Below are 14,152 nucleotides of genomic sequence, written 5' to 3'. Positions count from 1 at the left end.
GTAGATTAACCATCTACCCGGAGTAGTTCTCCGATTTTTGTGACATCAGATTTCCTTGTTTCAATCGCAACTGCGACTGCTATACTTATAACAAATAACACTAATGAAAGACCTAGTTGCCAAAGTATTGTTAACCAAGGGACTTGTAATGTCCGTTCAAGTGCGGAACCTCCCTCCATCATGAAAAGGTTATTCAGCTGTAATATCATTGCTGCACCTCCAATTATTCCCATGAAAGTAAATAATGAACCCATGAAAATGAGGGTACCCCCTTCTGCAATTTGGATTTTATAAAGTACTTTCCGCTCCACGCCCCGTGCTCGCAATAATCCCATATCGTGACTTTTTTCGTTGATGGAAATATACATTATAATTGCAATTCCAAAAGTGACAATTGTCACCAGGTAAAGGCTTTCCAAGTTTAAGAAACGAATTAAAGAAGATCCCATCGTCTCAAATTCATCATTGTAATTATAAGGTGCATGAGCATGGGCATATTCGTCATATTCAAGCACGATATTCTCAAATTCATCTTCATTCAAAGCAGTTTGATTCCCATCGATTCCATAAAAAGCAAATCTTAGAGTGTCCCACGAATATCCGTAGGGTACTGAAACTTGATCAACCACTAATTGCTGTTCCCATGAATATCCGGTAGATACTAAGGGAATGGCTTTATAGACTCCTACGATCGCTAAATTTTTTATTAAAGTTGTATGATTCACATGTTCGGTATATTCCACTTTGATTGTGTCACCGACTCCTAAACCTTTACCTGTAAGTGTTTCTGGAATTAAAGTTGTATTGGGAGATTGTAGAGCTTCCATCGCTTCTTTGGCTGTTATATCTATGAACCATTTATCATTTAACTTAATATACTCAGAAAAATTGGCTGAGGAGATAACATTGATTGCAACGGGACGATCAGAAGGATCATCATAATTATAGTCATAATTATCTGCTTGCCCTTCCAAAGTGCCTCCAGCGAGGCGATAATTATAATTAAACGCTTCAAAATGCCCTTTTTCTTGATTGTTGTAAAGATGTTCTAAGAAAGGCTCTATTCCATCATCACCTTTATCAGATAAATAAAATTGCATTCCGAATCCATCAGCGGTTTCAATAGTTTTCATTTGAGTTTCGTAAGCTAATTCTGATTGTTTGATCGTTGACGCCATTACTGTAAAACTGAGTGCCATTGCAACTATAAAGACCAACCGAAAAGATCGGGCTTGATTTCGAATGATACTTTTTGAAGTAAAAACTGCGATCGTTTTATCGAACACTCCGCTTATAGTTGTGACAACTTTCTGGAAGATTTGGAGATTGCCACAAAGCAATCTCACCGATGAATAAATAAGTACAAATGGTGCAATCGGCAGTAATATGGTTGCCAATCCCGTAAATAATGATAAGAAGGGATTGTAGAATGAAATTTGATCTTTAAATGCTGAATTTACAATAATTGCATAGGCTATTGGCAGAATCCCAAGTATTAAAAGTACAACATCTTTTTTCTTTTTTGGGAGTTGATTTTGACTGGTTTCATGGTACTTTGCAAGGCCATCAATAGGAGCCATCGCTGCAAAATCTCGTAAAGGTTTTCTCACTGCAATTAGGGAGAGTGCTATTCCACCAATTCCTCCAATAAGCCAAGTTGATCGCGTTATTGATCGTCCTGATAAAATATCTCCCCACATTGTTGTTTTTATTAGTGTTTCCACGACTTCTGGAAAGACTTGGTTTAGTACAAGAGGTGATGTTATGTTTCCTCCGATGATTCCTAATAGACCTCCAAGAGCTCCAACGATAATTGCTTCTAAGTAAAACATTGCTTTTAATTGATGTGAGATACCTCCTTTAACCTTCAATAATGCAAGTTCTCGGCGTCTTTGTTGGTAACTCAATACCCAATTTGTTTTACATAGATACCAACCTAAAATAATGACGGGTAAGGAAATGATCATGAAGATTCCTTGAAAGAGCATTATCGAAAGACGGACTTCCAAAATTAAATCTTCTAAATTACTAGTTACTCTATCAATCATTATTGGATCCACCTGTTCAATACGTGTTTTTTGCTTCTTAATAAGTGAGCTGAGAGTATCGGGGCTAGAAACAGCTAAGGATTCGTGATCAACCAAAACTCCAAAATTAAAGTTGGAGTCATAATCTGCAGGATTGTTGTAATAAGATTCTAAATATTGAAGGTTTTCACCTAATTGATCAACGATCGTTTGCATGGACGGAATATTTATTGTATTTTCCACATAATCAATGTTACCGAGTAGAACCGTATCATCCTCATATACTCGTGCTCCATCTCCCCAACGTGTTGTTTTAAACATTCTTCCGAACGTAAATGAATCGGGTAAATTGAAGATTCCCAATATTGGGATATTTGTAACGGTAGTGTCTGCAAAATAATAATAACTTTCATCATTTTTCTCAGATTTTTCCCAATCGTAGACATTGAAGAGAAATCCTACAGTCAAATTATCACCTTTGGACAAGTTATAAAAATTCGCTGTTGTGAGGTCGATATATACGCCATCTTGGGTGAAATCAAATGTTTCATTGGTAGTTAAGACATCTCTAAATCGATCTCCCACAGCAGGATCTGTGAAATAATCATCTGAAACTCCAAAAACATGGGTGTTGTTTAATAATTCATACTCAATCTTGCTCGAATGATTGGTAGGGTCATATATTGTTGACCAGTTTACTGGTATTGTACTTGGTGTTATAAAAGAATACTCCCAATCTGCCCCTGATGTTGCAAATGCAAGTTGGAATTCATCGAATCCTTGATTTGATTGATTTAGTTGATTCAATGTATCAAGTACTAGAGTATAGTTTTTTTCATTGCTACTAACATCATAATCAATTTTGACCTCATCCAGAACTTGAACCGTCATGTATTTGGCCATAGAATTTGCAGCAACATCTACTCCAGAAATAAGCATAATGCTAACAATAATGCCCACACTTACCAAAAATGTGCGTGTTTTATTTCGCACTAAACTTTTTCGCAAATAATGGAAGATAATTTTTCATTCTCTCCTATTTTTTTAAAGCCTCTAATCCCTCAGAAAATTTTTTTATTATCTTTTTGTAGGGATCAAGATTTTCATTTTTAATACTGAATAATTGATATAAAAATCCATTGAGCCAAAAATTAGTGAAATAAAAAAAAAAAAGGATATTGATCATGAGGAAATCAATATCTAAAAAAAGGCAAGGGGTTTATATTAGAACAATTCATATGGGGTGCATTTTTTTTTCAATTTGGTTGATTCTATCCAAGATTATATGATTTAATTCTCGTAACTCCAAGAGAACTTTCTCATTTGCTTCATTTGGATTACTTGGGAAATAAGTTTTTGAAGAAGATTCACTATCCTTGGATTGTTGAGATGCTATTATTTCCTCTTTAGTGAAAGTATGGGATATATTTCCATCGCGAATATAGAGCATATTGTCCGCAATTGCTTTGAGTTCGGGATCATGGCTTACGATTATCATTGTTTTCTCAGGAAACTTCTCAATCACCGATCGGAGGAGATCCATAATGACTTTCTTTGATTGGGAATCTAATTCTCCAGTCGGTTCATCACAGAGAACAATTTCAGGATCATTCGCTAAGGCTGCAGCAATGCTAATGCGTTGTTGTTCTCCTCCACTCAGTTCATCGGGGCGATGATTTTTCCGATCTTCTAAACCAACGATCTGGAGTAATTCATTGATGAAATTTTTTCGTTCTTTGGTGAGGGTTCCGGATAGTTCCAAAGGTAATGTAATGTTTTCAAGAGCGTTTAATTCCGGAATCAGGTTCATGAATTGAAACACAAAGCCGATTTTCTGACGTCGATATTTTTCAACTTCAGTATCTGAAAATTGAGCAATATCTTCCCCGTCAACGAAAATTTTTCCTGAATTTAGGCGATCTAATCCCCCTATCATATTTAGCAATGTAGTTTTACCACATCCGCTGGGTCCCATGATTACAGTTATTTCTCCAGGTCTAAATTCACATGATAGGCCCCGGAGGGCCACCACTTCAATTTTTCCCCGTTTATAGATTTTGATTGCGTCATCTATTAGGATTTTTTCTGTTTGACTTTCGTTTAATCGTGTGGTACTCGATTTTAATGTTGTAGTTGCCATTTGAGTTTTTCTCCATTAGTAAATTTATAATTAAAAAAAAGGGTTTCAAGCATCCACCCGTAATAATTCTCCAATTTTTGAAACATTGGACTTCTTTGTTTCAAGGAACACAGATATTGATATGGCAATGATGAAAGCTATCATTGAAATCGCTAATTGCCCTAAAATTTTGATCCAAGGTATGATAAGATTTCTAGTGATTACGGTGCCTGTATTGAGCATAAACATGTTATTTAATTGCAAAATCATTGCAGCACCTCCCACAATGCCAATACCGGTAAAAAGCGAACCTAAGAAAATCAAAGTACTTCCTTCCGCGATTTGAATCTTGTATAATACTTTTTTCTCCACTCCTCGTGCCCTTAACAATCCCATATCGTGACTCTTCTCACTAATTGAAATAAACATGATGATTGCTATACCAAAGGTAACAATGGTTAGAAGATAAATACTTTCCAAATTCAAAAAGCGGATAAGTGAATTTTCTATAGTGACTAATTCATCTGACGACGATATCCAAGGCTCACCAGCATATCCATGTGGATCAAATTGTTCAAGAACTTCCTTAAAGAGATTAGCATCAAAAGAAGTATTGGTTGAGTCTTCCTTATAGAAAATAAATTGCATTTCGTCTTGAACTCTTCCATCACTGATTGAAGAATTATCCAAAATAATACTTTGAGCCCAGTTATATCCTGATGAAATAATCGGGAAAGCATTGTAAACGCCTGCAATTATAATACTGGAGTCGACCATAGTTCCATTTGCTAGTTCGTAGCTAATGGTGACATTATCTCCAATAATGTATCCTTGATCTATTAAAGATTGGGGGATCAGGGCGTTTCCAGGTATTTCTAATTGTTGCATAGCCTCCGAAGCTGATAAGTCTGCAAACCAATCATCCCGGAGATTCACAAACTTGCTAAAATTTTTAGCATCAATCATTTTCAACTGAGTGGATCCGAAATAAGGTTCACTAACATCATAGGATGGTTGTTTTTCTGAAGCTTCGAGAATTCCCCCCCCTCCATCATCATCTTTGGATCCAATTCTCCCATTCCTCAAGTTAAATTGATAGTTAAATCCACTAAAATCAAGGCTTTCTGATTCACTCCAAAGAAGATCGAACAGTTCAGATGGTGATTTGGATTGAAATTCTTGAGACCAAAAGTACATCCGAAATCCATCTGCAGTATCAATTGTATGCATTTGATCTTGATATTCCAACTCGGTACTTTCAATTGTGGATGCCATTACCATAAAACTCAAGGACATAGCAACAATGAAGACAAGACGGAATGAACGAGCTTGGTTGCGAATAATACTTTTTGATGTGAAGACAGATATTTGCTTATTGAATACTCTGCTTATTCTGGAAATTAAATTCCCAAATACTTTGACATTTCGACATAGCAACTTAACAGTTCCATAAATTAAAGCAAATGGTGCTAAAGGAAGCAATATTGTCGATATTGTAAGGAATAAGGAGACGAATGGGTTGTAAGACGAAATAGATGGCATTACTCCATATTCATAAATGGGTGGTTCGGGGTTGATAATTCCTTGGGTAAAGAGGGCAACTAAAATCGGGATAATTCCGAGTAATAATACGGCAACATCGCGCTTTTTCTTTGGTAATTCATTTTGGCTAGATTCATGATATTTTTGAAGCCCATCTATTGGTTTCATGGTTGAAAAATCTTTTAAAGGTTTTCGAACTGAGAGAAGGGAAATAGTAATGGCGCCTCCTAAACCAACTAGCCAAGTTGTCCATGAAATTGATCTTCCTAGAAGTGTATCAGTTAGTAACATTCCAAATAATTTTCCAGCGAGAGCATCTGGAAAAATTTGATTCAATACCAAAGAAGAGGTCAAATTACCACCTATGATCCCTAAAAATCCTCCAAATATTCCAATAATAATTGCCTCCATGTAGAACATAAAGGTTAATTGGCGGGATAATCCTCCTTTTACCTTCAAGAGTGCTAACTCCCGTCTACGTTGCTGATAACTGAGCACCCAATTAGTTTTGCTTAAATACCAACCAAGAAGTAAAACAGGTAGAGATATGATCAAGAAAATACCCTGAAATATCAAAATACTTCGCATCACACTTGAAATGGACTCTCCAATCTGATTGGATAATGATTGAATTACCGATTCCCCTATAACAGATATCCGTGTTTCCATCTTAGTAATATAGGATTCGAGTAAATTGGGATTAATTTTTGCAAGCACACTGTGATCAATCAAAATACCATAACGAACAGATGCTTCTTGTTCCTGATAGTAATTGTCTCCAGCGTTTTCCACTGAAGTTTTTATCTCTGAAATTAGGTAATTCGCAAGATCATCTTTCAAGTAGGTAAGGTTTCCAAGAAGTATGACATCATCATCCCCGATATATGTTCGACCCCATTGATTACCAAATAAATATCCAAAAGCATCCCTATCTGGAACGGTATAAATCCCAATTATTGGTATTCCTTGCACTTCTGCAGTATGATTGGTAGAAGTTTGCTTCTCCTCCTCATAATTCCAGCTTTGATAGAAAAATCCTAACGAAAGTGAATCATTAGCTTTTAAATTATATTTTTTAGCCGTTTTCGAGTCTAAATAAATTCCTTGTTGTGAAAAATCAAAAGTATCATTGAATCCAATAACATTCTCAAATCGTTGAGAAATTGTCACATCTTGGAAAATATTAGATGAAATTCCACAAAAATAGGTATTATTAAAAAATGAATAATCCATTCCACCCCATTCACTGTGAGAATTCAAAATAGGATTCCAATCGATAGTAGAATTACCCGGTTGCAAGTACGTCTGATAATAATTAAATTGTGATTGAGCGAAAGCGGCTTGAAATTCTTTGATTCCTTGTTCACTGTCATTAAGTCCATTCAAAACTTGTAAAACTTCTGTGTAATTCTTATTCCTACTGGAAACTGCAAAATCCACTTTGATTTGATCAAGTTTTTCTTCAATCATATAGGTGGCCATAGAATTAGATGCTACCATCACCCCTGAGATCAACATGATTGAAATAATGATTCCCGAACTGATTAATAAGGAACGGGTTTTATTTCGGCCAAGACTGTGCCGTAAGTAGTTGAAGATCATTTTATCATCAATTTTTTTTTAATCACTCTATCATGAGTTTTAAAATGATAATATGGATCTTTACTAAATATACCAAGCATTGATACACTCAAAAAAAAGTGTTCTAATATGTGAAACATGTTCCTAAACTGAAAAAGTGTTTGAAGTCTTCCAAAAAAAAAATCAATTGCATAAAAACTCCAACCATATGGTATTGAATAATTCTTATGATTACATATAGTCGCCTATGAAAATATTGGCAAACGTTTTTGTGTATAAAACCCTAAATTAAACTATGGAAAACCACTCAAAGGCAAACCATAAAATTCAAGAAGATCCATTAGCGATTCCAAAACGGAATTTTAATAAAATGCTATCTATTCTCTTTTTACTTTTTCTATTAGCGGTATTGTATATCGCTGCAATGTTAAATAAATTCCTATATGGTATGTGCATACTAATCCCTTTTATATTTCTTGTAAGACCCGAAAGAGAATCTAAGAAATCCAATTCCCTTAAAATCTTTAAAAAGACAATTTTTTGGATCGGCTTGTCAATTGTAATTTGGAGTATTCAATTTGGAATTATGATTTTTATTCTTGAAGTTTTTGCAAATTATCCTTATACAATAGGTGATTGGGGAATATTGTTGTATCTTATATTTCCATTTGTGACAATTGTAATTGATTTAATAATCGACAAATCTATCAAGTATTTCCATGAAACCAAAATAGGTAATCAATATTTAGGATGGAAAAGCGGGGGAAAATCTTTTATTGAAGCAAAAAACATTGTTAACATGAAAACGGAAAATATTTGGAAAATCGCAGGCTCTATTTTAGCGCTTTTATTGCTTTCAACGGGAATACTTACAGCAGAAACTATGATAGTTTTTGAAAATGGATACAAAGAATATTCTACGGAGATAGATGGTCTAAAAGGGACATTAATGGTAAGTAATCAACAAGAATGGGCAAATCAATCAGCTATAGTATTTCGAATAATGGTGCGAACTGAAGGTGAAATGCAAGGTAGAGTTAAAGACGTAAAATTAAATTCTGCTTTCAATGAATTCTCACAAAATTATACTGACGAATTTTCGACTCTTCCCTCGTCTGTGCATTTTATAGTAAATTTACCCAATGAAGATGGAATTTTGAAAATAATGACACAATCTATATCATTCGAAGGCGAAATTGTTGTGCTTTTAAGTATAGGTGATGATATTACAAGAATTGTCCATCATATCAAAGTAAATTACAGGTTACAAGATCCTTTTGAATTATCTCTCTTCATAATATTAATTCCCTTGGAAATATTTTTTGTAGTATTGATTGTGAAGAAAATTAAAACTCATCTCATTTTCAAACAAATCAAAAGCAAATCAACAAACTATAAACCTCGATTACTCTCTAATTAAATCTTTTTTCCATTTTTTTATCTAACTTCATTTATCTTATAGCTAATTTTTTAATAGAAAAATACATAATTATGGATATTATGATTTTAGCCGAAGAAGTCCTCCTTCTTGCTTTGGATGATGAAAGTGGTAAACTGAGTGGAACTTCTGCTCCTTACATTAATTATGCCATTGCCGGAAGTTTGTTAACCGATTTAGCCTTAATGGGGAGAATAGCCTTTGAAACGATGAAAAAAGATAAAATTGTTGTCCAAATTATCGATGATCAATTAACCCAAGATCCCCTTCTCGATAAAGCTTTGATTATCATACAAGAATATTCAAAAGAGCGCAAAATAGATAAAATTGTTCATCTTTTAATCCGGAAATATTCTGAATTTCGTGAAGGGCTTTTTTCACGATTAGTCGAACAAGGTATTTTGGAACGGGTTGAGAAACTACGTTTAAAGATATTCAAATATGTTCGACATCCCGTTATTAATCCTTCTCCCAAAGATGCTATTTTGGTTGACATTCAAGATTTTATTGTAGATGATAAGCATCCTTCGGATCGTATTGTGGGTTTATTGGCGATCATTGGCGCTACTGAGATGATTGGAACTGTATTTGCAAAGGAATATCGAAAGAGGGCTAAGAAAAAAATCCGTGCCATCATCGATTCAGACCTTATAGGTTCTCATTTGAAATCGATCATTCAATCGATCCATGCTGCTGTTGCTATAGCGGTCATCACTTCCAGTACGGCTGCAACAAGTTCAATTCATTAAAGAAATCTGCTTTTTTTAGGTTTTCTTCCATCAAATAACTTTGAATGATAAGACTTTTATGTGAATAAGGAGTCTTTTTCTCTATGTTAATAGGTGAAGAAATCATTCTAATTGCAATAGATGGCACAAAAGGAACTCTCAATAAAGATGAAATCCCGCACTTCAAGTATGCAGTTACTGGAGCTTTATTAAAGGACTTAGAACTGCTCGGTAAAATCCGGTTTGGTGTGAATAAAAAAAATGATATTATGATTGAAATTATTGAGGATTCACCTCCCACTGATCCTTTACTTGCCCAAGTTTTGCAAATTATCATAGATTATCCCAAAAAGAAAAAAGTCTACAAAATTGTTGAGCTGCTGAATAAATATCATTCTGATTTTTTCCCACAATTGATAAATCGATTAGTTGAACACGGTTTTATTAAAAAAATAGAGAAAAAACGATTGCTAATTTTTAAGGAATTGCAATTTTCCCTAACTCAATCAAGCATTATGTCTGAAATTTATGACACACTTCAAGAAATCAATTCATCCATCCAATCCTCATCAATTCATGCAATTTCGTTGTTAACCTTAATAAAAGCAACGAAACTCAGCCAGAACTTATTCAACCAGCATAATATACTCTTCAGTAATTCCGATTTTACTGAATTGCTTCAAACGGATATGTTAGCATATTATTTAAATCGCTTCTTAGAAGCATCTGAATGGGGTGATTTGGCGGTTAGAGTTATAACAAGTTAAAATCACCAAAAAAAGATTGAATTAGAAACAAGTTGTAGAAATTATGTGGTTTGTTTCCATTGCAAAGATGATAACCGACCTAAAAAGATGATCATTCCAATGCCATATACTACGTTTAGTGCAAAAAATACAGGTATTTCTCGGATTAATCCTAGCACTATCATTGTGATAATGCAAAAGAAGTAGGAAAACATATAATACGCTAGAGAATAAACGTTTGGAAGTTTTGAAGTAGCACGTTTATTATTCTTTACCATATAAAATATTAATATTAAAATCGAACCAAAGTATTGAAGGACAAAAAATAACCATATAAAGGACGGTGCAAATCTCAAGATATTTAAAAACACAAATAGTAATCCTTCTGCAAGTATCACCGTAATTGTTATTCGTAAAAGAAGATATTTCCAAGGACTTGATTTTTTACTGTTTTGATCCTTATTCCCACTTATTTTTGCATAGATCTTATCAAAAAGATGCAGAATGATAGAGCTAAAGAATATCACACAAAACCATCCATAAAAATTACCATAACCTATTCCTAAGAGAGATGTTGTAGTTATAGTTGAAACGATGGGTTCATCCGTCCATATCCAAAATCCTCCATCCAACCGTATTGCAACAACATCTAAAAATAGATCTACTGAAACAACAAATACACTTTCAAAAAGAGTGCGAATGAAAATAGGCAAGTTGAAGCATTCACTGATTTGATGGGATGTTTCAAGTAAAATTCCCCAAGCTAATCCAATCACAAGAGGGATATTATTAGGAAATATTCCGACTTGTAAAATAAATTCTTGGCTGTAAGTGTAAGCTTGAGTTAAAAATACATTTACAAATTCAAGAACTACACCAAAAATAGCTCCTGTAATCAAAGTAGAAAATTGTAGATATTTTTTTTTTTGAATTAGCAAAATTACCTCAATTGAAAAGTAAAGAAGAACACTCAGTTCAAAAAAGGATGTCCAAAATTTCATAATCACATACTTAATAGAAAGAGATGTAATAAAATGTTTAGAATTCTGAAGGAATTGAATGTTTCTGAATTTCACCAAATGAACCATCAGATCAATTTTCAATCATATGGATGCCTTTGTAATCATATTATTACATAGGATATCGTTTATTTCATCGGTGTGCTATATATCAATTAGAGAGAAATTCTCTCTATCTTACATGGGTTTTCGTCGTAGGAGACAAAAATCAGCGTAAATAAAAATACAGTGGTATTTAGGTAAAAACTATATGATATGGCATGAAATAATCTATTCAATTTGTGTGGGGGCGCTCATTATGGGTGTAATCTTGACTCTCCTGCTGATGATTCTGTCTGCATCTAATTTATCAAATTCTTCTTCGGATTCAATAGAACATTCTGAGATGGATTCTGAAGTAGATTCAAGTGTTGAAACAGATCACGGGACCCATCTTGATCACGATTCTGATATAGATCACGATAGTTTTGATCATGGCTCAGATATTGATCACGATAGTTTTGATCATGGCTCAGATATTGATCACGATAGTTTTGATCATGGCTCAGATATTGATCACGATAGTTTTGATCATGGCTCGGATATTGATCACGATAGTTTTGATCATGGCTCGGATATTGATCACGATAGTTTTGATCATGGCTCGGATGTTGATCATGATACTCATCTTGAGAATGATGATGGTTTTAACTCTGATTCAGAGTTAGGTTTGGATATGGATGTAGGGTCAGCTGGTTCAGTGTCTGATATGGTGAATTATTCTACCAACACCCCAACTTCCTTGGTCTTTTCCTTATATCTACTTTGGTTTGGAACTATGGGAACTTTTACCTATAATCTAATTTCTCTAAAGATAATCTGGCTCATTGTTGTTTTACTCGTACCTGTGGGTATAACCAAGATCGTGAGTAAAGGGTATGAAAGTCTTGCAAAAAATCGTACATACCGGGTTCGCGTACAAAATGAACTTTTGGGTCGAGAAGCATTGGTAAAGATTGCTGTGGATCAAAATGGGGGGGTTATTTCGCTAAGAACAACTGAATCAGTTCAACAAATTGGTGCCCAATCGCTTTTTCCTTTATCATATTTTTATCCTGGTGACACCGTGTATATTTGTGCTTACGAAAATGGAATGTATTATGTTGATTCCAATGCTCAAAATGTAAAACTCTCTTATGCTAAGAAAGGAAAAAAAAATGAAAACAAATCATCTATCTCAAAAATCAGCAATTTTCATCAAGCGACGATTTCACGCCAACGCTGATTTTTTTTTAATAAATCAAATTAATATATTAGAAATAAAAAATAAATTACTCTAATCGGAGAAAAATCAAAATTATGGCATTAAATCCTGGAATAGTCGCAATTGTGGCTGGAATTGTTGCGACAATTGTCGTCTTTGCGTTATTTATAGCAAGTCGATACCGTAAGTTTAAGACAAACGAATATGTAATCCATCTACGAAATGGGGTTGTTAAGTCAGCAGGTCGTGGGGGAAAAATCATCAAGGCTCCTTTAATTGATGAAATCATTGTAATCCCCACCACAACACGCAAAACTCTCTTGAATTCTTCGGAAAAAATCTTATCCCGTGAGTATCAAGATGTAAAAATTTCTGCAATTTTATATTGGCGAGTTTCAGATCCTTCAATTGCCTTTAATGCTGTTGTCTGGGATCGCAATTCAAACGATTATGTTGAGCGCGTTTTGAGCACTGCAACTGAAGCAATTATCAGAACGACTTGTGCAAGCCTCACTATTGAAAAAATCTTGTGTGATCGTACTGAAATTATTAAAATGATTTCTGACCAACTTCTCAACTTAACCAAAGATTGGGGTATTGTGATTGAAAGTTTAGAAATTATTGAAGCTCAAGTCTTGGATGCGGATCTAAAGGACAACATGGAAGCAGTCAAAAAAGTGCAGGAAAAGCAAAAAGCCAAAATGTCTGCTGCCACCTCGGCAGAAATTTACAAGTTAAAAGAAATTGATGTTCAACGCCAAGCGGATCTAGCTAATAAAGAGTTAGCTATTCAAATCCAAGAACGTGAAATGCGAAGGGCAGAAATTGAAGCCGAAAGTTATAAGAAGTCCATCTTAATCCGAGCTGAAGCCGATGCCGAGGCAATTAAACTTAGGCGTTTAGCGGAATTTCAAGCTGATGCTGAAGGAATTCGTATAAAAATGGCTGCCGAAGCTGAGGGAATTCAAAAGCAAGTCGATGCTTTAAGTTCTGCCGGAGAACAATTTATGTCTTTGAAACTTATTGAACAATTACCTGAAGTCTTCTCGCATCTTAGCCCAGATAAAATGATTGTAATGGGGGAAGGAAACCAAGGGTTCAATGGCATCATCCAATCCGTTCTTCCTTTATTACAAATTCTTCCTGAATTTAACAAACAGCTGAATGAAGGAGCAAAATCAAATAAAAAGCCTATTATGGATTCATTGAAAAAAATCGGAGCCGTTTAAAACAAGATGACTAAGAACGCTTCCGATCAATCCAAATTCATTTATTATGAGTATTCATTACAAAAGGATCAGAAAAAATCCACAATCATTCAAAACATAGAAACTATGGGCTGGAAATTTCAACAATGCATTGTACCAGAACATCTCAAAAATACAGTTGGATACGTTTTTACAAAACCCAAAATTGTCTCTCAATAGTTTTTTTTATCAAATCTGAGGAAACCACCATGATCCGAACTCTTTGTCATTTCATGACTGCAACTGCTGATAGAACTGCTATTATTGCAACTATCTCCCAATTTCAAGCCCAAGGCTGGGATTTTGTCACTGTATATACCGAAGGAAATTATAAATTGCATGGTTATATCTTTCAGAAATCTCCTCCTTCCTAATCCTTTCAACCAACCATTTTAATCACTCAACTAAAAAAAGACCCATATCTCAACCCTATATATACAACCCAACCCAAAAACCCACAAA

11 protein-coding genes are annotated in these 14,152 nt (G+C 34.5%); 7 read left to right on the top strand and 4 right to left on the bottom strand.

The window, feature by feature from the left end; all coding sequences use genetic code 11:
• Positions 1-5: 5 nt before the first annotated feature.
• The 3 genes from NEF87_RS08715 to NEF87_RS08705 all read right to left on the bottom strand — a co-directional run bounded on the left by NEF87_RS08715 (position 6) and on the right by NEF87_RS08705 (position 7,290).
• Positions 6-3,020 (bottom strand): ABC transporter permease, encoded by a 3,015-nt coding sequence (locus tag NEF87_RS08715; protein WP_457919483.1) that lies wholly within the window; start codon positions 3,018-3,020, stop codon positions 6-8.
• Positions 3,021-3,261: 241 nt separating this feature from the next.
• Positions 3,262-4,167 (bottom strand): ABC transporter ATP-binding protein, encoded by a 906-nt coding sequence (locus NEF87_RS08710; protein WP_457919482.1) that lies wholly within the window; start codon positions 4,165-4,167, stop codon positions 3,262-3,264.
• Between the two features lie 45 nt (positions 4,168-4,212).
• Positions 4,213-7,290, bottom strand: coding sequence for an FtsX-like permease family protein (locus tag NEF87_RS08705; RefSeq protein WP_457919481.1), 3,078 nt, complete (start codon positions 7,288-7,290; stop codon positions 4,213-4,215).
• A 274-nt stretch (positions 7,291-7,564) separates the two neighbouring features.
• On the opposite strand from NEF87_RS08705, the gene NEF87_RS08700 reads away from it, so the two are divergent.
• The 3 genes from NEF87_RS08700 (at position 7,565) to NEF87_RS08690 (ending at position 10,202) form a co-directional block, all read left to right on the top strand.
• Positions 7,565-8,689 carry a hypothetical protein gene (locus NEF87_RS08700; RefSeq protein ID WP_457919480.1) on the top strand — a complete coding sequence of 375 codons (1,125 nt, stop codon included), beginning with the start codon at positions 7,565-7,567 and terminating at the stop codon, positions 8,687-8,689.
• An 80-nt stretch (positions 8,690-8,769) separates the two neighbouring features.
• Positions 8,770-9,456, top strand: coding sequence for a GOLPH3/VPS74 family protein (locus tag NEF87_RS08695; RefSeq protein ID WP_457919479.1), 687 nt, complete (start codon positions 8,770-8,772; stop codon positions 9,454-9,456).
• Positions 9,457-9,539: 83 nt separating this feature from the next.
• The gene (locus NEF87_RS08690; protein WP_457919478.1) at positions 9,540-10,202 is read left to right on the top strand and encodes a GOLPH3/VPS74 family protein; all 663 of its coding nucleotides are present in this window, start codon (positions 9,540-9,542) and stop codon (positions 10,200-10,202) included.
• Positions 10,203-10,243: 41 nt separating this feature from the next.
• Here NEF87_RS08690 and NEF87_RS08685 read toward each other — a convergent pair whose 3' ends face one another.
• Positions 10,244-11,182 carry a hypothetical protein gene (locus NEF87_RS08685; protein ID WP_457919477.1) on the bottom strand — a complete coding sequence of 313 codons (939 nt, stop codon included), beginning with the start codon at positions 11,180-11,182 and terminating at the stop codon, positions 10,244-10,246.
• Between the two features lie 268 nt (positions 11,183-11,450).
• Here NEF87_RS08685 and NEF87_RS08680 point away from each other — a divergent pair, with 268 nt between their 5' ends.
• From NEF87_RS08680 to NEF87_RS08665, 4 genes are all read left to right on the top strand, one after another.
• Complete coding sequence (locus tag NEF87_RS08680; RefSeq protein ID WP_457919476.1) at positions 11,451-12,464, top strand: hypothetical protein; 1,014 nt, start codon at positions 11,451-11,453, stop codon at positions 12,462-12,464.
• Positions 12,465-12,538: 74 nt separating this feature from the next.
• On the top strand, positions 12,539-13,672 hold the full coding sequence (locus NEF87_RS08675; protein WP_457919475.1) for an SPFH domain-containing protein: 1,134 nt from the start codon (positions 12,539-12,541) through the stop codon (positions 13,670-13,672).
• Positions 13,673-13,678: 6 nt separating this feature from the next.
• A complete protein-coding gene (locus NEF87_RS08670) occupies positions 13,679-13,870 on the top strand; it encodes a hypothetical protein (RefSeq protein WP_371806059.1) in 192 nt (63 codons plus the stop codon).
• Positions 13,871-13,899: 29 nt separating this feature from the next.
• A complete protein-coding gene (locus NEF87_RS08665) occupies positions 13,900-14,064 on the top strand; it encodes a hypothetical protein (RefSeq protein WP_371806058.1) in 165 nt (54 codons plus the stop codon).
• The last annotated feature ends 88 nt before the right edge of the window (positions 14,065-14,152 follow it).

Origin of the sequence: Candidatus Lokiarchaeum ossiferum, assembly GCA_025839675.1 — an archaeon.
Lineage (GTDB): Archaea > Asgardarchaeota > Lokiarchaeia > Sigyniarchaeales > Promethearchaeaceae > Lokiarchaeum > Lokiarchaeum ossiferum.
The sequence above is the reverse complement of the archived record's forward strand: the minus strand, read 5'-3'. Positions and strand labels throughout refer to the sequence as shown.